Here is a 19,876-nt window from a genome sequence, read left to right on the forward strand (position 1 = left end):
AAACGCCCGGTTACATTCCGAACCCGGAAGCTAAGCCTTACAGCGCCGATGGTACTGCAGGGGGGACCCTGTGGGAGAGTAGGACGCCGCCGAACTCCTATTACAGCTCCGGCTCTTGGGCTCCCCGCCCGAGAGCCGGAGCTTTTTCGCGTTGCGGTAGGGTCGGGGAGCATCGTAGAAACGTTTCCCACAGGAGGATCCCGGGTGGAGGTCCAGGAGACACGGGTCCAGACAGACCGTGTCCTCACCATCCCGAACGTGCTCAGCATGGCGCGGCTCGTCGGCGTACCCCTGTTTCTCTGGCTGATCCTGAGGCCGGAGTTCGGCGGGCCGAAGAGCGACGGCTGGGCGCTCCTGGTGCTGGCCTTCAGCGGCGTCAGCGACTACCTGGACGGCAAGCTCGCCCGTCGGTGGAACCAGATCAGCAGCCTCGGCCGGCTGCTCGATCCCGCGGCCGACCGGCTGTACATTCTCTCGACCCTGGTCGGACTCACCTGGCGGGAGATCCTGCCGCTCTGGCTGACCCTCGTCCTGCTGGCCCGGGAACTCGTCCTCCTGCTCATGGTGGGCATTCTGCGGCGCCACGGCTACCCGCCGCCGCAGGTGAACTTCCTGGGGAAGGCTGCGACCTTCAACTTGATGTATGCCTTCCCGTTGCTCCTGCTCAGTGACGGTAGTGGTTGGATCTCGTCACTCGCTGCAATTTTCGGCTGGGCGTTCGCCGGATGGGGTACAACCCTCTATTGGTGGGCAGGAGTGCTCTATGTGGTCCAGGTCCGCCGCTTGATCCGTGCGGACGCCATGGCCGATTGACTCGCTTCCTCACGCGCAACGTGGCGCGCGATGTCCCACGCTGAATATGTGTGCGGCACTCCTGGCGGGTGAAGTCGGCCAGACCGTCGTCTCTTCGAGGAGGACGCTTCCGACATGAAGGCCGTCGTGATGGCCGGGGGCGAAGGCACCCGTCTTCGCCCCATGACCTCAAGCATGCCCAAGCCGCTCCTGCCGGTGGCCAACCGGCCGATCATGGAGCACGTTCTGCGGCTGCTCAAAAGGCACGGACTCAACGAAACCGTTGTGACCGTCCAGTTCCTTGCCTCGCTGGTCAAGAACTACTTCGGTGACGGCGAGGAGCTCGGAATGGAGCTCACGTATGCGAATGAGGAGAAGCCACTCGGTACCGCCGGGAGTGTCAAGAACGCCGAGGAGGCACTGAAGGACGATGCCTTTCTCGTCATCTCCGGCGATGCCCTCACGGACTTCGACCTCACCGAGCTGATCAATTTCCACAAGGAAAAGGGCGCACTGGTCACGGTCTGCCTGACCCGCGTGCCCAACCCGCTGGAATTCGGCATCACCATCGTCGACGACGAGGGGAAGGTCGAGCGCTTCCTCGAGAAGCCGACGTGGGGCCAGGTCTTCTCCGACACGGTGAACACCGGCATCTACGTGATGGAGCCCGAGGTGTTCGACTACGTCGAGCCCGACGTGCCCGTCGACTGGTCCGGTGACGTCTTCCCGCAGCTGATGAAGGAAGGCAAGCCGATCTACGGCTATGTCGCCGAGGGCTACTGGGAGGACGTCGGCACCCACGAGAGCTACGTCAAGGCGCAGGCCGACGTCCTCGAAGGCAAGGTCGACGTCGACATCGACGGGTTCGAGATGGCGCCCGGCGTGTGGGTCGCCGAGGGCGCCGAGGTGCACCCCGACGCCGTGCTCCGCGGACCGCTGTACATCGGCGACTACGCGAAGGTCGAAGCCGGCGCGGAGCTCCGCGAGCACACGGTCGTCGGGTCCAACGTCGTCGTCAAGAGCGGTGCCTTCCTGCACAAGGCCGTCGTGCACGACAACGTGTACATCGGCCAGCACAGCAACCTGCGCGGGTGCGTCGTCGGCAAGAACACCGACATCATGCGTGCCGCGCGCATCGAGGACGGCGCCGTCATCGGCGACGAGTGCCTGATCGGTGAAGAATCGATCGTTCAGGGCAATGTGCGGGTCTACCCGTTCAAGACCATCGAGGCGGGCGCCTTCGTCAACACCTCGGTCATCTGGGAGTCCCGCGGCCAGGCGCACCTCTTCGGCGCGCGCGGCGTCTCCGGCATCCTGAACGTCGAGATCACGCCCGAGCTCGCCGTCCGCCTCGCCGGCGCCTACGCGACGACCCTGAAGAAGGGCTCGACCGTCACCACGGCCCGCGACCACTCCCGAGGGGCCCGAGCCCTCAAGCGCGCGGTCATCTCCGCGCTCCAGGCCAGCGCCATCGACGTACGCGACCTGGAGAACGTGCCCCTGCCCGTGGCACGGCAGCAGACCGCGCGGGGCAGCGCCGGCGGCATCATGATCCGGACCACGCCCGGTGTGCCCGACTCCGTCGACATCATGTTCTTCGACGGGCAGGGCGCCGACCTGTCACAGGGCAGCCAGCGCAAGCTGGACCGTGTGTTCGCGCGGCAGGAGTACCGGCGTGCCTTCCCCGGCGAGATCGGTGACCTGCACTTCCCGGCGAGCGTCTTCGACTCCTACACCGGGTCGCTGCTGCGGAACGTCGACATCACCGGCATCGCCGAGTCCGGTCTGAAGGTCGTCGTCGACGCGTCCAACGGCAGCGCCGGCCTGGTGCTGCCCAGCCTGCTCGGCAAGCTGGGCGTCGACTCGCTGACCATCAACCCCGGTCTGGACGAGTCCCGGCCCACCGAGACGGCCGACATGCGCCGGGCCGGCCTGGTGCGGCTCGGGGAGATCGTGGCGTCCTCCGGCGCCGCCTTCGGCGTCCGCTTCGACCCCGTAGGCGAGCGGCTGTCGCTGGTCGACGAGAAGGGGCGGATCATCGAGGACGACCGGGCGCTGCTCGTCATGCTCGACCTGGTCGCCTCCGAGCGGCGCAGCGGCCGTGTCGCCCTGCCGGTGACCACCACCCGCATCGCCGAGCAGGTGGCGGCGTACCACGGCACGCAGGTCGAGTGGACGACCACCTCGCCCGACGACCTCACCCGCGTCGGCGGTGAGGAAGGGACGATCTTCGGCGGCGACGGCAAGGGCGGCTTCATCGTCCCCGAGTTCAGCAGCGTCTACGACGGCACCGCCGCGTTCGTCCGGCTCATCGGACTGGTCGCGCGCACCCAGCTCACGCTGAGCCAGATCGACGCCCGTATCCCGCGGGCGCACGTCCTCAAGCGGGACCTGGCGACCCCCTGGGCCGTCAAGGGCCTGGTCATGCGCCGGGTCGTCGAGGCGGCCGGGGACCGCTACGTGGACACCACCGACGGCGTGCGCGTGGTGGAGGCCGACGGCCGCTGGGTGATGGTGCTGCCCGACCCGGCCGAGGCCGTCACCCACCTGTGGGCCGAGGGCCCCGACGACGCCTCCGCGCAGGCGCTGCTCGACGAGTGGTCGGCGGTCGTGGACAGCGCCGGCAAGTGACCCTCCCGCAGTAGACACGACGACCGGCGGCGGGGGGGGGGGGGCCCCCCCCCCCCCCCCCCCCCCCCCCCCCCCCCCCCCCCCCCGGGGGGGGGGCCCCCCCCCCCCCCCCCCCGGGCCCCCCCCCCCCCCCCCGCCGGGGTCGTTCGGAGGTCGGGGGTGCGGCGTGGGACTATGTGCGGCATGCCGCAGCAACCCCCCGTTCGGAGCACACCCGCGCGGCCCGCGCGCCCGGACGCGTCCATGTCGTTGATCACCAACGTGATGGACCACAGTCTCGACGACGGCTACGCGGAGGCCGCCGCCCGGAAGCGGAGCGATGGGACCGGCGGCCTGCCGAGGACCCTGCGGGCGAAACTCGGTCTGGCGGCGGGGCTCGTTCTCGCCGCGTGCGTGGTCACCGTCGGCGCGGCCCAGGCCCGGGTCGCCGCTCCGGTCGTCGCCAAGGAGCGCGAGGAGCTCATCGACCGTATCGACGAGGAGACCGCGGCCGCCGACCGGCTCGAGAAGAGCGTCGACGAACTGCGGGAGGAAGTCGGCGCGCGGCAGCGCGAGGCGCTGCGGGACAGCGGCGGCGACCGGTCGACGCTCCTGGGCATCCTCTCGGGCGCGACGCCCGTCCACGGACCGGGCGTACGGCTCGTGGTGAACGACGCCGAGGACACCGCCTCCGGCGGCGACGGCGACGCCCGTTCCTCGTCCGGTTTCGCCGACACCGGCCGGGTCCGCGACCGTGATCTCCAGCGGGTGGTCAACGGGCTGTGGGAGTCCGGCGCGGAGGCCGTCTCGATCAACGGGCGGCGGCTGACCGCCCTGTCGGCGATCAGGGCCGCGGGAGACGCGATACTGGTCGACAACAAGCCGCTGGTGCCGCCGTACACGGTGCTGGCGGTGGGGGACGGCCAAGAACTGGGGGACCGGTTCCAGGACAGCGCCGACGGGGTGTACCTGCACGTCCTGCAGGAGAACTACGGCATCCGGACGGCCCTGTCCGTGGAGGACGACGTCCGGCTGCCCGCCGCACCGAGTGTGACCGTACGAACCGCACAGCCGATAACCGAGAAGGGCACATCGTGATCGCCGTACTGGGCCTCATTGTGGGAGTGGTGGCCGGCCTGTTGGTCCGGCCCGAGGTGCCGGCGGTCGTCGAGCCCTACCTGCCGATCGCCGTCGTCGCCGCTCTGGACGCCGTGTTCGGCGGTCTGCGGGCCATGCTCGACGGGATCTTCGACGACAAGGTCTTCGTGGTGTCGTTCCTGTCGAACGTCGTCGTGGCCGCGCTGATCGTGTTCCTCGGCGACAAGCTCGGCGTGGGGGCGCAGCTGTCCACGGGTGTGGTCGTCGTCCTCGGCATCCGCATCTTCTCCAACGCGGCGGCGATCCGCCGCCATGTGTTCCGGGCGTGAGGCCGATGAGCGAGCGCGAACAGCCCGAGACGACGCGCCCGGCGGTCACTCCGCCACGGTCCGCCCCCGACACGCCCGCATCCACTCCCGACACGCCCGCGCCCGAGGCCGTGCCGCCGCACGGGCTGCGCCGGGAGCTGCCCGCGGAGGTGCCCCCGGCCGCCCCGCAGGCCGCGTCCGAGAAGGCCGGCGCGAGCGAGCCACCCCGCCGGACGCCCACGCCCCCCGCGTCCCGGCAGCCCCGGGCGCCGCAGACGCCGCAGGCCTCAGGGACGTCCGCCGCCGACGAGCCGGGCGAGCCCGAGCTGACCGGACGGAGGCGGCTCGTCAACGGGCTGTGGCCGCCCCGCGTGACCCGCGCGCAACTGATCGTCGCCCTGCTGCTGTTCGGCCTCGGATTCGGCCTCGCCGTCCAGGTCGCCTCCACCAGCGACACCGACAGCGCGCTGCGCGGCGCGCGCCAGGAAGATCTTGTGCGCATCCTCGATGAACTCGACGACCGGACCGAGCGTCTTGAAGACGAGAAGCAGGGTCTCGAGAAGCAGCGGGAGGAGCTGGAGAACAGCTCCGACCAGGCCGAGGAGGCGCGCAGGCAGACGATCGAGAAGGAACGGCAACTCGGCGTCCTCGCGGGCACCGTGGCCGCGCAGGGGCCCGGCATCGAGATGACCATCGAGGACACGAAGGGGACGGTCGAGTCGGACATGCTGCTCGACGCCGTCCAGGAGCTGCGTGCCGCGGGCGCGGAGGCGATCCAGGTGAACGGGGTGCGGGTGGTGGCCGGCACGTATCTGTCGGACGCGGACGGCGGAGTCTCCGTGGACGGGAACAAGATCAAGTCCCCGTATCGTTTCAAGGTCATCGGCAAGCCGCAGGACCTGGAGCCGGCGCTCAACATCCCCGGAGGCGTGGTGCAGACGCTCGAGAAGGAACAGGCCACCGTTACCGTGGAGCGGTCGGACAAGATCGTTGTGGACGCCTTGCGAGCGCCGAAGCGGCCTGACTACGCTCGGTCGTCCTCCCAGTGAACCGGCGGTGCATGGGGGTTGTCCGGCCAGGGCATGAGGTTGCGGGGGGTCGGCGCACCGAATGGGTGGTGCGTGGTGGAAACTGTCTGGCGGAGGCGGACGTTGTGAAGATGTCCGGGTCGGCCAATGTGTTCAGTCAGGGTTCGTCCTGCCCCACGGGCGGGTCTGTTTCGGTCAAGGGGAATCGCCCGTGAAGTTGTTTGGGAAGTTGTTCGGCAAGAGCGCGCGGCGAGAGGACGGCGACAGCGCGACCGCTCGTCACCGCGCACAGCCCGGTGCGGATGATCAGCGTCCGCTGTTCCGGGACGAGACGGGCGGGGCCTCCGTTGACCCTGCGCGGTCGGGCGGCATAGGTTCTGGACAGCCGTCGAGCCCAGGTGCGGGCGGAGGTCACTCCGGTCCGTACGCGTCCCACGCCCCCGGCGGGCAGCCGCGGCAGGAGGATCCGTCCATGTCGGCCCTGGTGTGTTCGAGGTGCGGCAACCGCAACGCGGAGAACAGCCGCTTCTGTTCCAACTGCGGTGCGCCGCTGAAGCCGGGCGTCACCCCGGAGCGCCCCTCCGAGACGACGTCCACGATCTCCATCTCCGGCCTCGAGGCCTACGACTCCGAGGCCACCGGCCAGCACCAGGTGCCGGCGCTCTCGCCGGAGGCGCAGGCCGCCGTCGACGCGCTGCCGCTGGGCTCCGCCCTGCTGGTGGTGCGCCGCGGGCCGAACTCGGGAAGCCGCTTCCTGCTGGACGGCGACCTGACCACGGCCGGGCGTCACCCGCAGAGCGACATCTTCCTCGACGACGTGACGGTCTCCCGGCGCCATGTCGAGTTCCGCCGCAACCCGGACGGCTCGTTCACGGTCGCCGACGTCGGCAGCCTGAACGGCACCTACGTCAACCGCGAGCGGATCGACCAGGTCGCCCTGTCCAACGGCGACGAGGTCCAGATCGGCAAGTACCGACTGGTCTTCTACGCGAGCCAGCAGAACTACTGACGGCCCCCGGCAGCGGTCCCGGGGGCTCCAGGAAGGGGCGATGGTGCACACACCGAGCGGCGGCGCCGGCAGCGGCGCCGCCGTCACGGACACCGGACTGCTGAGCATCGGCGCGGTGCTGAACGTGCTGCGCGAGGAGTTCCCCGAGGTAACCATCTCCAAGATCCGCTTCCTGGAGTCGGAAGGGCTCGTCGAGCCGCGCCGCACCCCGTCGGGGTACCGGAAGTTCAGCGCCGAGGACGTCGACCGCCTCGGGCATGTGCTGCGCATGCAGCGCGACCACTACCTGCCGCTCAAGGTGATCCGGGAGCACCTCGAGACCATGGAGCGGGGCGAGGCCCTGCCCCTGCCGGCGCTGAGCCGTCCGGGTGACGGCGAGGATCCTGCCGACTGCGCGCCGGAGGCGACCACCGCAGCCCGTGTCGGGCGCTGCCAGCTGCTCGCCGCCGCCGGCGTCGACGAGCAGCAGCTCGCCGAGTGGGAGTCGTACGGACTGCTCGTCCCGGTCGGGGACGGGGTGTACGACGCGGAGGCGCTCACCGTCGCCGGGCTCCTCACCGAACTCGGCCGGTTCGGGATCGAGCCCCGCCATCTGCGGGCCATGAAGGCGGCCGCCGAGCGTGAGGCCGGACTGGTGGAACAGGTCGTCGCGCCGCTGCGCCGCCACCGCAACCCGCAGACCAGGGCGCACGCCGAGGACCGCACCAGGGAACTGGCCGGCCTCACCGTGAAGCTGCACGCGGCGCTGGTGCGGTCGGCGCTCGGCGTGCGGCTGCCCTGAGGGCCTCGGAACCTCCGGGGAACAGCACAGCGGGGCCGGATCGGCCACCCGATCCCGGCCCGACTACCCAAACGTCCCGGGCACGGCCTAGGGTTGCTGTGTGAACGAGCTCGATGTCGTAGGTGTCCGGGTCGAAATGCCCTCCAACCAACCGATCGTGCTGTTGCGTGAAGTGGGCGGCGACCGCTACCTCCCCATCTGGATCGGCCCAGGGGAGGCGACGGCCATCGCCTTCGCCCAGCAGGGCATGGCGCCCGCACGGCCGCTGACCCACGACCTGTTCAAGGACGTGCTGGAGGCCGTGGGACAGGAGCTCACGGAAGTGCGCATCACCGACCTGCGGGAAGGCGTGTTCTACGCCGAGCTGGTCTTCGCCAGCGGTGTCGAGGTGAGCGCCCGTCCGTCCGACGCCATAGCACTCGCCCTGCGCACGGGAACGCCGATCTACGGAAGCGACACGGTGCTGGACGACGCCGGCATCGCGATTCCGGACGAGCAGGAGGACGAGGTGGAGAAGTTCCGCGAGTTCCTCGACCAGATCTCGCCCGAGGACTTCGGGACCAGCAACCAGTGAGCCGTTTCCTCCCGGGTCCTGCGTCGCTCGCGGCCCGCGCCGAGGACATTCGGCTAGCCTTTCCCCGCGACGGGGCACGGGAAACCACTCTCAGGGTGATTATCACTCGGCGTGCCGAGTGTGGCGATCGTTGACGCACCCTTGGTGACTGCCTACCGTCGAGGAGGCAGGTCAAGGACGGAGGTCGGCGTGAGAAGCAGCGGCGACGGTACGGCTGGGGGTGCCCCCGGACGCGTTTTCGGGGCGGGCGGGCCGTATCCTCCCCAGGGCTCTCCGGTCCGCTCGGGCGGGGGGCATCCCGCGCGCGGCGGTGCGATCGATCCCGCTCCGCAGCGACCGACGGCTGTGCCGGGCGGTGGAGGGGCGGTGGCCATGGCGTCCGAGGAGATCGGCTACCGGGGGCCCACGGCCTGCGCCGCGGCCGGCATCACCTACCGCCAGCTCGACTACTGGGCGCGCACGGGACTGGTCGAGCCGAGCGTGCGGCCGGCCCACGGATCCGGGACGCAGCGGCTGTACAGCTTCCGCGACGTCGTGGTGCTGAAGATCGTCAAGCGGTTCCTGGACACGGGTGTGTCCCTGCAGAACATCCGCACCGCCGTCCAGCATCTGCGCGAGCGCGGCTTCGACGACCTCGAGCGCATGACGCTGATGAGCGACGGCGCCACGGTCTACGAGTGCACGTCGCCCGACGAGGTCCACGCCCTGCTCCAGGGCGGCCAGGGCGTCTTCGGCATCGCCGTGGGCGTGGTGTGGCGGGACGTCGAGAGCGCCCTGTCGCAGTTGCACGGCGAGCGGGTGGACACGGGGGAGACACTCATCGGCCACAACCCGATGGACGAGCTGGCCCGGCGCAGGAACCGCGCGGTCTGAGCCCGCGCGGTGCGGGTCCCGGCCCGACGAGGACGTTGTCAGTGGCGTAGGGCAGCATCGGAGATGTGAGATCCGCTCCCACGATCCTGCATCTCGACATGGATGCCTTCTACGCCTCGGTGGAGCAGGCGTCCAAGCCGAGTCTGCGCGGCAAGGCCGTGATCGTGGGCGGACTGGGCCCCCGCGGTGTGGTCGCCACCGCCTCCTACGAGGCGCGCGTCCACGGCGTTCACTCCGCGATGCCCATGTCGCAGGCCCGGCGGCTCGCGCCGAACGCCGCGTATCTGGTGCCCCGATTCGCGCTGTACCGCTCGATCAGTGACCAGGTGATGGCGCTGCTGCGCGCCCTGTCGCCCCTGGTGGAGCCGCTCAGCCTCGACGAGGCGTTCGTCGACCTGGAGGCCGGGGACACAGCGTGGGACGAGCGGTCGGCGCGGCTGGTCGGCACGAAGCTGCGCGCGGACATCCGCGCGGTCACCGGACTGACCGGATCCGTGGGGCTCGCCGCCTCCAAGATGCTGGCGAAGATCGCGTCGGAGCAGGCGAAGCCGGACGGGTTGGTCGTCATCGAGCCCGGCACCGAGCGGGAGATGCTCGCACCGATGTCCGTTCGGACCCTCCCGGGTGTCGGGCCCGCCACCGGCGACCATCTGCGGCGGGCGGGCATCCACACGGTCGGCGAGATCGCGGAGGCGGGCGAGGACGAACTGGTGCGGCTGCTGGGCAAGGCCCACGGTCACGCGCTGTACGCGATGGCGCTGGCCCGTGACGACCGGCCCGTCGTCGCCGAGCGCGAGACGAAGTCGGTGTCCGTCGAGGACACGTACGACGTGGACATCCACGACCGGGTGCGGGTCGGCCTGGAGGTGCAGCGGCTCGCCGACCGCTGCGTGCGCCGGCTGCGGGGCGCGGGGCTGTCCGGACGCACGATCGTGCTGAAGGTACGGCGGTACGACTTCACCACGCTGACCCGGTCCGAGACGCTGCGCGGCCCGACCGACGACCCGGCCGTCGTCCGGGAGGCGGCGGCGCGACTGCTGGACTCGGTGGACACCACCGGCGGCGTACGGCTGCTCGGCGTCGGCGTGAGCGGGCTGGCCGACTACACGCAGGAGGATCTCTTCGCCCAGGCGGCGGGCGGTGCGGGGGAGGAGGTCGCCGAGGAGGAGGAGTCCGGGCCCGCGCCCGAGCCGCTCCCGGAGGTCCCGGTGGAGCGACGCTGGTCCGCGGGCCACGACGTCCGGCACACCGAGTACGGGCACGGGTGGGTGCAGGGCAGCGGCCTCGGCCGGGTGACGGTCCGCTTCGAGACACCCGGCTCGGCGCCGGGCCGGGTGAAGACGTTCCGCGTCGACGACCCGGCGTTGGAGGCAGCGGACCCGCTGCCGCTCGTGGAGGCGCCCCCGGACCTGCCCGAACCGATGCGCCCGCCGCAGGCGCCTCCGCCTCGCCCCTTGGAGGCGTGACGGCGCGGGCGGGGCCGGCGCCGGGTACGCGTTGACGCTGCGGGGCGCCGGCGCGTCCCTGTTCACCGCGTGCGGGACGGGCCAGGACGGCGCACCGCAGGCTGCGTCCTGGCGGTCCACCGTGAGACACGGTCGCCTGACGGTGCTGCGCTGCTCCGGCGAAGGGCTGCGGGCCGGTCCTGGGCTTCCGTACGAGCGTCGTGCCCGGGCCGGGCGGTGCAGCCGTGCCCCGGCCGGGCGGTGCAGCCGGGGCTGTGGGGCGGACGACGTCCCCCGGGCCGGGCGGTGCAGCCGGGGCGCGGAGCGGTGGGGCGGAAGGTCGTGACGGACCGCCGTCCTGGGTGGCGTCGGCTACTCCTGGCCCGCCAGCTTGCCGAAGTCGTGGTCCGGGAGTGGGGGAGGGGCGCCCACGTCCAGGCCGTAGTGGTGGTACAGCTGGAGCTCCTGCTCCGGGGAGAGATGGCGGCCGACGCCGAAGTCCGGCGCCTCCTTGATGAGGGACCGTTCGAACGGCACGTGCAGGGCCCCGTCGATCAGCTCGCTGGGTTCCAGGGGCACGAAGGCGTCCCGGCTGAACAGGCCGGTGCGTATCGCCGCCCACTCCGGCACGCCGGTGGCGTCGTCGAGGTAGACCTCGTCGATCGTGCCGATGCGGGTGCCGTTGCGGTCGTACGCCTTGCGGCCGATAAGGTGGCGCGGGTCGATGTCGGTCTGCACGGGCCCTCCACTCGTAGCAAACTCATCCGATAGCACTACAGAAAGGCACAATCGGCGGAACGGCCACTCGAAGGCCGGGGCCCGGACCTCGCTGGTACGCTGGCAACGGCCGCTGACCCCGTGCGGGAGAGTCCTCCAGGCACCACCGGAGGCGCCGAAGGAGCAAATCCTCCCCGGAATCTCTCAGGCACACGTACCGCACGGACGAGGTCACTCTGGAAAGCAGGGCGGGTGTCGACGGCTTCCGCTCTCACCGACGGTGAAAACCGGACCGCCAGCGGCGTCCCGGTGAAACTCTCAGGTTGAGATGACAGAGGGGGAGGCCGTCCGGGCACCTGCGCCGTGGTGCCCCTCGAAGGTCGTCGGACCAGGAGGCCTCCTCAATGACTGCCCCGCGTACCCCGCTCTCCGAGCTCGAACAGGGAATTCCCTTCGAGCAGCGCCACATCGGGCCCGACCACGAGGCGCGGGCGAAGATGCTGGCCCAGGTGGGCTACGGCTCGCTCGACGAGCTGACCGCCGCAGCCGTGCCCGACGTCATCAAGAACGCCGACGCGCTGGAGCTGCCCGGCGCCCGCAGCGAGGCCGAGGTGCTCGCCGAGCTGCGCGGCCTCGCCGACCGCAACCAGGTCCTCGGCTCCATGATCGGCCTGGGCTACTACGGCACGTTCACCCCGCCGGTCATCCTGCGCAACGTCATGGAGAACCCCGCCTGGTACACGGCCTACACGCCGTACCAGCCGGAGATCTCGCAGGGGCGGCTCGAGGCGCTGCTGAACTTCCAGACGATGGTCGCCGAGCTGACCGGCCTGCCGACGTCCGGCGCCTCGCTGCTGGACGAGGGCACCGCCGCCGCCGAGGCGATGGCGCTGTCCCGGCGCATGGGCAAGAACAAGAAGGGCCTGTTCCTGGTCGACGCGGACGCCCTTCCGCAGACCATCGCCGTCATCGAGACCCGCGCCGAGCCGACCGGCGTCGAGGTCGTCGTCGCCGACCTGACGCACGGCATCCCCGCCGAACTCGACGGCCGTGAGATCAACGGCGTCCTGATCCAGTACCCGGGCGCCTCCGGTGCCGTACGGGACGTCAAGCCGGTCATCGACCAGGCGCACGAGCGCGGTGCGCTCGTCACCGTCGCCGCCGATCTGCTGGCCCTCACCCTCCTGAAGTCGCCCGGCGAGCTGGGTGCGGACATCGCGGTGGGCACCACGCAGCGCTTCGGCGTCCCCATGGGCTTCGGGGGACCGCACGCCGGTTACATGGCCGTCCAGGACAAGATGGCACGCAGCCTGCCGGGCCGCCTCGTCGGCGTCTCCGTCGACGCCGACGGCAACAAGGCGTACCGCCTCGCCCTGCAGACCCGTGAGCAGCACATCCGCCGCGAGAAGGCCACCAGCAACATCTGCACCGCGCAGGTGCTGCTCGCCGTCATGGCCGGTATGTACGCCGTCTACCACGGTCCCGAGGGCCTGCGGACCATCGCCCGGCGCACCCACCGCTACGCCGCGATCCTCGCCGAGGGGCTGCGCGCGGGCGGCGCCGAGGTGGTGCACGGCTCCTACTTCGACACGCTCACCGTGCGGGTCGCCGGCCGGGCCGCCGAGGTCGTCGCCGCCGCCCGTGACAACGGCGTCAACCTGCGCCTCGTCGACGCCGACACCGTCTCCGTCGCCTGCGACGAGACCACCACCCGCGACCAGGTCACCGCCGTGTGGCGCGCCTTCGGCGCCGAGGGCGACGTCGAGGCCCTGGACGCCGCCGCGTCCGACGCCCTGCCGGACGCGCTGCTGCGCACCGACGACTACCTCACCCACCCGGTCTTCCACCAGCACCGCTCCGAGACGGCCATGCTGCGCTACCTGCGCCGCCTCGCCGACCGCGACTACGCGCTGGACCGCGGCATGATCCCGCTGGGCTCCTGCACCATGAAGCTCAACGCGACCACCGAGATGGAGCCGGTCACCTGGCCCGAGTTCGGCCAGCTGCACCCGTTCGTCCCGGCCGAGCAGGCCGGGGGCTACCTCACGCTCATCCGCGAGCTGGAGGAACGTCTCGCCGAGGTCACCGGCTACGACAAGGTCTCCCTGCAGCCCAACGCCGGCTCCCAGGGCGAGCTGGCCGGTCTGCTCGCCGTCCGCGGCTACCACCGCGCCAACGGCGACGAGCAGCGCACCGTCTGCCTCATCCCGTCCTCCGCGCACGGCACCAACGCCGCGTCCGCCGTGATGGCCGGCATGAAGGTCGTCGTCGTCAAGACCGCCGAGAACGGCGAGGTCGACGTCGAGGACCTGCGCGCCAAGATCGAGCAGCACCGCGACGAGCTGGCCGTGCTGATGATCACCTACCCGTCGACGCACGGCGTCTTCGAGGAGCACGTCGCCGACATCTGTGCCCAGGTGCACGAGGCCGGCGGCCAGGTGTACGTCGACGGCGCCAACCTCAACGCCCTGGTCGGCCTGGCCAAGCCCGGCCACTTCGGCGGCGACGTCTCGCACCTGAACCTGCACAAGACGTTCTGCATCCCGCACGGCGGCGGCGGCCCCGGCGTCGGCCCGGTCGGCGTCCGCGCCCACCTCGCCCCGTACCTGCCGAACCACCCGCTGCAGCCGGAGGCCGGACCGGAGACGGGCGTCGGACCCATCTCGGCCGCCCCCTGGGGCTCGGCGGGCATCCTGCCCATCTCCTGGGCGTACGTCCGCCTCATGGGCGGCGAGGGCCTGAAGCGCGCCACGCAGGTGGCTGTGCTGAGTGCCAACTACATCGCCAAGCGCCTCGAACCGCACTACCCGGTGCTCTACACCGGCCCCGGCGGGCTGGTCGCGCACGAGTGCATCATCGACCTGCGCCCGCTCACCAAGGCGACCGGCGTGACCGTCGACGACGTGGCCAAGCGCCTCATCGACTACGGCTTCCACGCGCCGACGATGTCCTTCCCGGTGGCCGGCACGCTGATGATCGAGCCCACCGAGTCCGAGGACCTCATCGAGCTCGACCGGTTCTGCGAGGCGATGATCGCCATCCGCGCCGAGATCGAGAAGGTCGGCTCCGGCCAGTGGCCCGCCGACGACAACCCGCTGCGCAACGCCCCGCACACGGCGTCCGTGCTCGGCGGGGAGTGGGAGCACGCCTACACCCGCCAGGAGGCCGTGTTCCCGGGCGAGGTGAACGCCGCCGACAAGTACTGGCCGCCGGTGCGCCGCATCGACCAGGCCTACGGCGACCGCAACCTGGTCTGCTCCTGCCCGCCGCTGGACGCGTACGAGGACTGACCCACGCGGAAGTGAGGGGCCCCGCCCGGGCGATCCGGGCGGGGCCCCTCCGCGTGCCCGGGCGTGCGTCAGGCGGGGTAGGCGTGCGTCTGTGCGGCCTTCGCCGCCGCCCAGACCGGTGCGCCCGGGTGCAGGCCCAGTTCGGCCACGGCGACGGCGGTGAGGTCGGCGGCCAGGGACAGTTCACCGGTCAGCTCCACGCGGATCTGGTCGCCGTGGCTCTCCAGCCCCGCCACCTCGCAGCGCCACAGGTTCCGCGCGCTGGCGCCGGTCGGCCGGTCCCGGTACAGGGTGACCGCGCCGGGCGGGAACGCGACGAACGCGGGCCCCGACAGCTCCTCCGTGGTGCTCACCTCGGGCCCCGCGTCGAGCCGTACGGTGTGGCCGTCCGCCCGGCCGCGGTACAGGTTCAGGCCTACGAGCTGGGCGACGTAGTCGGTGCGCGGGTGGCGGGCGATGTCGGCGGGGGCGCCCTCCTGCACCACGCGGCCGTGCTCCACGACGACCAGCCGGTCGGCCAGCACCATCGCGTCCAGCGGGTCGTGCGTCACCAGGACCGCGACGGCCTCGAAGTCGGCCAGGTGGCGGCGCAGTTGTGCCCGGACCTCGAGGCGGGTGCGGGCGTCGAGGGCGGCGAGGGGCTCGTCCAGGAGCAGCAGGCGCGGGTCGGTGGCCAGGGCGCGGGCGAGCGCCACGCGCTGGGCCTGGCCGCCGGAGAGCCGCTCGGGCTTGACGCCCATGTGCTCGGCCAGCCCCATCCGCTCCAGCCACGCGGCGGCCCGATTACGGGCCTCGCTCTTGCCGGCGCCGCGGCAGCGTGGGCCGAACGCCACGTTGTCGAGGGCGCTGAGGTGCGGGAAGAGCAGGTAGTCCTGGAAGACGACGCCCACCGGACGCGACTCGGGCGGGGTGCGGGCGAGATCCGTGCCGTCGAGGCGCAGACGGCCGTCGGTGAGGGGCGCGAGTCCTGCCAGGGCCCGCAGCGCGGTGGACTTGCCCGCTCCGTTCGGGCCGAGCAGGGCGACCACGTCACCGGGCGCGGCCGTCAGCGCGATGTCGAGGCGGAAGGATCCGCGTTCGACGACGAGGTGGGCGTCCAGGCCCTGGGGTTCCGGATGTCTCGTCATGGGTCAGACGGCCCTCGTCCAGCGGTCGCGCAGTCCCGCCAGCACGGCCACGGACACCGCGAGCAGCACGAGGCTGAGGGCGATCGCGGCGGCCGGGTCGTTCTGCAGGGCGAGGTAGACCGCGAGCGGCATGGTCTGGGTGCGGCCCGGGAAGTTCCCGGCGAAGGTGATCGTCGCGCCGAACTCGCCGAGCGCGCGGGCCCAGGCCAGCACGGCCCCCGCCGCGACGCCCGGGGCGATCAGCGGCAGGGTGACCCGGCGGAACGCGGTGAAGCGGGACGCGCCCAGGGTGGCCGCGGCCTCCTCGAACCGCGGGTCGGCGGCCCGCAGCGTGCCCTCGACGCTGATCACCAGGAACGGCAGCGCGACGAAGGTCTCCGCGAGGACGACACCGGCGGTGGTGAACGGCAGGGTGACGCCGAACCACTCGTCCAGCCAGCGGCCCACGACGCCGTTGCGGCCCAGCGCCAGCAGCAGGGCGACACCTCCGACCACCGGCGGCAGCACCAGCGGCAGGGTCACCAGGGCGCGTATCAGGCTTCGCCCGGGGAAGTCGGTGCGGGCCAGCAGCCAGGCCAGCGGCACCCCGACGACCAGGCTCAGCGCGGTCGCGATGGTCGCGCAGACCAGCGACAGGCGTAGCGCGTCCCACACGGCGGGGCTGGTCAGCTGTTCGGGCAGGTCGCGCCAGGGCGCCCGGACGACGAGGGCCAGCAGCGGCACCAGGAGGAACGCCAGACCGATCAGGGCGGGCGCGAGGAGGGCGAGCGGGACACCACGGCCGACGGCGCGGGGCCGGCGGGCCTTGCGGAGGGTGTTGTGGGCGGTGCTGGTCACGGCGCGAGGAAACCGGCCTTCCCGAGCACCTTCCGGCCTTCCGGTGACGTCACGAACGCGACGAAGGCGTCCGCAGCCGGTGCGTCGGGGGCGTTCTCGAGCCGGGCGATCGGGTAGTCGTTGACGGCCTCAGCGGCCTCCGGGAAGTCCACGCCGTCCACTGTGTCACCGGCCGCCCTCACATCCGTGCGGTACACGACGGCGGCGTCCGCCTCGTCGAGCCGCACCTTGGTCAGGGCGCTCTTCACGTCCTGCTCGAAGGAGGCGGGTGCGACGTCCACCCCGGCCGCCGCGAGGGCCTTGCGGGCGGCTGCGCCGCAGGGCACGGTCTCGTCGCAGAGCACGACCTTCAGGCCGGGGGCGGTCAGGTCCTTCAGGGAGCCGATGCCGTGCGGGTTGCCGGGAGCGGTGGCGATGACGAGACGGTTGCGCGCGAAGGTGACCGGCGCGTCCGACGTGAGCTTCTCATCCGTCACGCGCGCCATCGTGGAGGGGCTGGCGGCGGCGAAGACGTCGGCGGGGGCGCCGCCCACGATGCCGGCGGCCAGTGAGTCGCTGCCGTTGAAGTTGAAGGTCACCTCGGTGCCCGGGTGCTTCTCCTCGAAGCGCTCGCCCAGCTCCGTGAAGCTCTCCTTCAGCGAGGCGGCGGCGAACACGGTCACGGAGCCGCTGTCGCCGCTGCCCGGCGAGGAACAGGCACCGAGTCCCAGGGAGGCGAGGATTACGAGGGCGGCCATGCGGGCGGAACGGATCATCCGGTGCACTCCCTCGCGGCGGCGGGCATCCGCGGGGGGACTCTCACCCCGCGCGTTGCTCCATCATGACGCATCTGCGAGGCAAAGGGCACCTGTCGCTTCGTATGAGCGGTGGTGTGATGCCTTGTAGGCCTGCATGTGCGGTTCGATGAAGGATGCGCTCAGGTGCGGTCGATATGGACGTTTGTCGACTTCACCCGGGCCGTGGCCTCCACTCCGACCTCCAGGCCCAGTTCCTCGACCGCCTCCCGCGTGAGCAGCGAGACCAGACGGTGGGGGCCTGCCTGGATCTCCACCTGGGCGGCGACGTCGCCGAGCTTGATCGCCGTGACGATGCCGGGGAACGCGTTGCGGGCCGAGGTGTACGGGGTGTCCTCCTCGGGCGTGGCCGACCTGGCCAGCTCGACGGAGAACGCCGCCAGGTCACGGCCGTCGACCACCCGGCGTCCGGCGTCGTCGCGGCGGGTGGTGAGGCGTCCCGCGTCCGCCCAGCGGCGTGCGGTGTCCGGGCTGACGCCGAGCAGCCGCGCTGCCTGGCCGATCGTGTAGGACTGCATGCCGGTCACGATAGGGCGCGACGCCCGCCGTGGACGTAGCGGCTACGACGCGTGCGGTGCGGTGCTCGCCCGCACGGCCAGACCGGTGCCGGTCGAGGCGGGGCGAGTCCGGCTGTTCCCCGCGGTCGAGCCGGAGCACCGTACGGACGGCGGAGGCTCCCCTGTCGGCGAGGGCAGACGGGCCGTGGTGAGCGGCGGGGTCGACCGGCGCACCTTCGGGAGGTCGTCGAAGCCGATGACGCCCATGTCCTGCGGCGCCGCGGGCCTCGCGCGGCGGCCGTCTTCGTGCCCTTGCGCCGGGCCGCGGTGGGCGAGGAGCCGTGCAGGCGTGTGCGGGCCGGGGCGCGGAGGCGTCGTCCCGCGGTCCGGTCCCTTGTGATTCCCCGGGCGGCGCCGTCCCGCCCGGCTGTGCTCAGGCGGACGTCAGTGTGACGTCCCGGGACCGCTGCGGGGCGACGACGCTGCCGTCGGGCAGGAGTTCACCGGTGTCCTCGAAGAGCACGACACCGTTGCACAGCAGGCTCCAGCCCTGCTCCGGGTGGTGCGCCACGAGACGGGCGGATTCCCGGTCGGTGGAGTCGGCTGAGGGGCACGGTGGCTGGTGCTGGCACATGGGTGGGTTCTCTCGCTCTGTGATGACCTGTGTGTGGACTGTCGTGTCAGTTGCGCGGCGTGAATCGTCGTTCATGGCCGCCCCCGTGGTGATGAGTCGGTCGGGATCCAGTGTTGCCCCGCGGACGAGGATCCGCAGGCATTTCGCGGCACCGTTCCTCACAGGTTCATGACGCGTCACCCACGCGGACGGTTCATCCCAACTGCACTGTCCTTTCGGGTGGTTCGCAGTGGCCGGACGGGACTAGTCCGCACATGAGTACGCCCTGTCACCCGGCACACACGCACCCCGCCGCCCGGGTGGGGCGACGGGGTGCGGAAGCGGGCGGGTCAGGCGGGTGAGCCGAGCAGCCGGGTGGGCGTGACGCGGTGGGTGAGCACCGGGAGCAGTTCGGTGACCTGGTGCGGCCGGTGGGCGGCGATCCCGGGCGGGGCGGGCGCGAGCGGCACCAGCAGGTCGGTGGCTGCCGGGCCGCCGGCTGCGCCGTCCGCCTCGGTGTCGCCGTGCAGCCAGAGCGCCAGCATGTACAGGCCGGGCACGGACAGCAGGCGGGGCTGGTAGGGCTGCGTCATCGTCTCCGCCTGGCGCAGGGCCAGCTCGGTGGACGCGATGTACGGGCCCTCGAAGAAGCGGGAGAAGGCCCAGCCGTCGGCGGTGAGCACCGTGTCGGCGGCCGCCACGGCGCGGTCGCCGGTGCGGATCAGGAAGCGCCATCCGGCGAGCGTCGTCGAGGTGTCGCCGTCGGCGGTGACCCGGTCGAGGACGTGCACGGGCAGCGGGAGTTCGGCCGAGGCGGGCCCTTGTGCGCGGAGCAGGGAGGGAGTTCGGGCGTCGCGCACGGCGGTCGGAGACGAGAGCGCGGTCAGGACGGAACGCAGTGCGGGCGCGGGAGCCGGGGGTACGTGCAGCGGCATGGTGGGTCGCCTCTCATTCGAAGGCACAGTGGCGCGAGGGCGGGGCGTGGCGGTGCGGACGGCGCTGTCAGCTCGCGAAGGTCAGAGAGGCAGGGGCCCGGAGGGTCTGAGCGGGAGACGGGGGTGAGGAGAGCCGCACGCCGTCTCACGGCTGGATCACTCGACCGTGGGCGCCAACCTGGTTCTGCCTTGTGAAGGGAGTTTATACGACACGGGTTGAGACTATGTTTCGTCTAGCTCTCCCCGGCGGCCCCGGCAAGGGTATTTCCGGTCGGCGATATGCGAAAAAGATGACGATTCCCCAAAGGGCTCACCGCACTGACCTCGGGCAATGACTGCCGAGCGGTCGGCCCATTCCGGTCGGCGCTTTTCACGGGTTCGCAACGGCGCCGTGATACGCGTTCCCGCGTATTGCCCCGTGAATGTGCCACTGGACACCTCGACCAGAGTAGCGGGCGCCACACGGATCCGGGACGTTATCGATCGCATCCGCGGGGCATCCTCCCTTGTGGACCGGGACCCCGGCGGCCGATCTTCGGTACGCCATC

The 19,876-nt window shown here is 71.5% G+C and carries 18 protein-coding genes, 1 rRNA gene, 1 pseudogene and 1 riboswitch; of the genes and pseudogenes, 12 read left to right on the top strand and 8 right to left on the bottom strand.

Features of this window, described 5'->3' with window-relative positions; genetic code table 11:
• From rrf to ACF1AG_RS18715, 11 genes are all read left to right on the top strand, one after another.
• Positions 1–95: ribosomal RNA gene (gene rrf, locus ACF1AG_RS18665) — 5S ribosomal RNA — on the top strand; the annotation flags it as partial.
• Between the two features lie 109 nt (positions 96–204).
• On the top strand, positions 205–813 hold the full coding sequence (locus ACF1AG_RS18670; protein ID WP_359600777.1) for a CDP-alcohol phosphatidyltransferase family protein: 609 nt from the start codon (positions 205–207) through the stop codon (positions 811–813).
• Positions 814–927: 114 nt separating this feature from the next.
• Positions 928–3,423, top strand: a complete 2,496-nt coding sequence (locus ACF1AG_RS18675) for a mannose-1-phosphate guanyltransferase (protein ID WP_359600776.1) — start codon at positions 928–930, stop codon at positions 3,421–3,423.
• Positions 3,424–3,597: 174 nt separating this feature from the next.
• Positions 3,598–4,500, top strand: coding sequence for a DUF881 domain-containing protein (locus ACF1AG_RS18680; protein WP_391810181.1), 903 nt, complete (start codon positions 3,598–3,600; stop codon positions 4,498–4,500).
• Positions 4,497–4,829: a small basic family protein gene (locus ACF1AG_RS18685; protein WP_006134295.1), complete on the top strand. Its 333-nt coding sequence runs from the start codon at positions 4,497–4,499 to the stop codon at positions 4,827–4,829. Before ACF1AG_RS18680 ends, ACF1AG_RS18685 begins: the two co-directional genes overlap by 4 nt.
• Before the next feature lie 5 nt (positions 4,830–4,834).
• Positions 4,835–5,857: a DUF881 domain-containing protein gene (locus ACF1AG_RS18690; protein WP_359600774.1), complete on the top strand. Its 1,023-nt coding sequence runs from the start codon at positions 4,835–4,837 to the stop codon at positions 5,855–5,857.
• Positions 5,858–5,918: 61 nt separating this feature from the next.
• Complete coding sequence (locus ACF1AG_RS18695; protein WP_359600773.1) at positions 5,919–6,845, top strand: FHA domain-containing protein; 927 nt, start codon at positions 5,919–5,921, stop codon at positions 6,843–6,845.
• Positions 6,846–6,885: 40 nt separating this feature from the next.
• Complete coding sequence (locus ACF1AG_RS18700) at positions 6,886–7,626, top strand: MerR family transcriptional regulator (protein ID WP_391810061.1); 741 nt, start codon at positions 6,886–6,888, stop codon at positions 7,624–7,626.
• Positions 7,627–7,726: 100 nt separating this feature from the next.
• Entirely contained in the window at positions 7,727–8,200 is a 474-nt protein-coding gene (locus ACF1AG_RS18705) for a bifunctional nuclease family protein (protein WP_004934251.1), read from the top strand.
• Between the two features lie 189 nt (positions 8,201–8,389).
• A complete protein-coding gene (locus ACF1AG_RS18710) occupies positions 8,390–9,073 on the top strand; it encodes a MerR family transcriptional regulator (protein ID WP_359600771.1) in 684 nt (227 codons plus the stop codon).
• 65 nt (positions 9,074–9,138) lie between these two features.
• Positions 9,139–10,539 (top strand): DNA polymerase IV, encoded by a 1,401-nt coding sequence (locus tag ACF1AG_RS18715; protein ID WP_391810062.1) that lies wholly within the window; start codon positions 9,139–9,141, stop codon positions 10,537–10,539.
• A gap of 351 nt (positions 10,540–10,890) precedes the next feature.
• On the opposite strand, the gene ACF1AG_RS18720 is transcribed toward ACF1AG_RS18715, so the two are convergent.
• Positions 10,891–11,256, bottom strand: coding sequence for a PRC-barrel domain-containing protein (locus ACF1AG_RS18720; RefSeq protein ID WP_387797230.1), 366 nt, complete (start codon positions 11,254–11,256; stop codon positions 10,891–10,893).
• 113 nt (positions 11,257–11,369) lie between these two features.
• Positions 11,370–11,465, top strand: a riboswitch (glycine riboswitch).
• Between the two features lie 174 nt (positions 11,466–11,639).
• On the opposite strand from ACF1AG_RS18720, the gene gcvP reads away from it, so the two are divergent.
• The gene (gcvP, locus tag ACF1AG_RS18725) at positions 11,640–14,525 is read left to right on the top strand and encodes an aminomethyl-transferring glycine dehydrogenase (RefSeq protein ID WP_387797228.1); all 2,886 of its coding nucleotides are present in this window, start codon (positions 11,640–11,642) and stop codon (positions 14,523–14,525) included.
• A 68-nt stretch (positions 14,526–14,593) separates the two neighbouring features.
• On the opposite strand, the gene ACF1AG_RS18730 is transcribed toward gcvP, so the two are convergent.
• The 7 genes and pseudogenes from ACF1AG_RS18730 to ACF1AG_RS18760 form a co-directional block, all read right to left on the bottom strand.
• Positions 14,594–15,652, bottom strand: coding sequence for an ABC transporter ATP-binding protein (locus ACF1AG_RS18730; protein ID WP_359600767.1), 1,059 nt, complete (start codon positions 15,650–15,652; stop codon positions 14,594–14,596).
• Positions 15,653–15,655: 3 nt separating this feature from the next.
• Positions 15,656–16,489: a molybdate ABC transporter permease subunit gene (gene modB / locus ACF1AG_RS18735; RefSeq protein WP_391810063.1), complete on the bottom strand. Its 834-nt coding sequence runs from the start codon at positions 16,487–16,489 to the stop codon at positions 15,656–15,658.
• Complete coding sequence (gene modA / locus ACF1AG_RS18740) at positions 16,486–17,244, bottom strand: molybdate ABC transporter substrate-binding protein (protein ID WP_359600765.1); 759 nt, start codon at positions 17,242–17,244, stop codon at positions 16,486–16,488. The genes modB and modA overlap by 4 nt, the downstream gene beginning before the upstream one ends.
• Before the next feature lie 161 nt (positions 17,245–17,405).
• A complete protein-coding gene (locus ACF1AG_RS18745) occupies positions 17,406–17,801 on the bottom strand; it encodes a helix-turn-helix transcriptional regulator (protein WP_359600764.1) in 396 nt (131 codons plus the stop codon).
• 42 nt (positions 17,802–17,843) lie between these two features.
• A pseudogene (locus ACF1AG_RS18750) lies at positions 17,844–18,059 on the bottom strand (substrate-binding domain-containing protein); the annotation flags it as partial.
• 154 nt (positions 18,060–18,213) lie between these two features.
• Positions 18,214–18,414, bottom strand: a complete 201-nt coding sequence (locus ACF1AG_RS18755) for a DUF5999 family protein (protein WP_359600763.1) — start codon at positions 18,412–18,414, stop codon at positions 18,214–18,216.
• A 329-nt stretch (positions 18,415–18,743) separates the two neighbouring features.
• Entirely contained in the window at positions 18,744–19,328 is a 585-nt protein-coding gene (locus ACF1AG_RS18760; RefSeq protein WP_359600762.1) for a hypothetical protein, read from the bottom strand.
• Between the last annotated feature and the right edge of the window lie 548 nt (positions 19,329–19,876).

The organism is Streptomyces sp. NPDC014764, assembly GCF_043082785.1.
GTDB classification, from domain to species: Bacteria; Actinomycetota; Actinomycetes; order Streptomycetales; family Streptomycetaceae; genus Streptomyces; species Streptomyces althioticus.

Excerpts from the sequence above, each read along its gene's own strand:
- ACF1AG_RS18675 (WP_359600776.1), top strand. The coding sequence starts at position 928 with ATGAAGGCCGTCGTGATGGCCGGGGGCGAAGGCACCCGTCTTCGCCCC.
- ACF1AG_RS18680 (WP_391810181.1), top strand. The coding sequence starts at position 3,598 with ATGTGCGGCATGCCGCAGCAACCCCCCGTTCGGAGCACACCCGCGCGG.
- ACF1AG_RS18690 (WP_359600774.1), top strand. The coding sequence starts at position 4,835 with ATGAGCGAGCGCGAACAGCCCGAGACGACGCGCCCGGCGGTCACTCCG.
- ACF1AG_RS18695 (WP_359600773.1), top strand. The coding sequence starts at position 5,919 with ATGGGTGGTGCGTGGTGGAAACTGTCTGGCGGAGGCGGACGTTGTGAA.
- ACF1AG_RS18700 (WP_391810061.1), top strand. The coding sequence starts at position 6,886 with ATGGTGCACACACCGAGCGGCGGCGCCGGCAGCGGCGCCGCCGTCACG.
- gcvP (WP_387797228.1), top strand. The coding sequence starts at position 11,640 with ATGACTGCCCCGCGTACCCCGCTCTCCGAGCTCGAACAGGGAATTCCC.
- ACF1AG_RS18730 (WP_359600767.1), bottom strand. The coding sequence starts at position 15,652 with ATGACGAGACATCCGGAACCCCAGGGCCTGGACGCCCACCTCGTCGTC.
- modA (WP_359600765.1), bottom strand. The coding sequence starts at position 17,244 with ATGATCCGTTCCGCCCGCATGGCCGCCCTCGTAATCCTCGCCTCCCTG.
- ACF1AG_RS18745 (WP_359600764.1), bottom strand. The coding sequence starts at position 17,801 with ATGCAGTCCTACACGATCGGCCAGGCAGCGCGGCTGCTCGGCGTCAGC.
- ACF1AG_RS18755 (WP_359600763.1), bottom strand. The coding sequence starts at position 18,414 with ATGTGCCAGCACCAGCCACCGTGCCCCTCAGCCGACTCCACCGACCGG.
- ACF1AG_RS18760 (WP_359600762.1), bottom strand. The coding sequence starts at position 19,328 with ATGCCGCTGCACGTACCCCCGGCTCCCGCGCCCGCACTGCGTTCCGTC.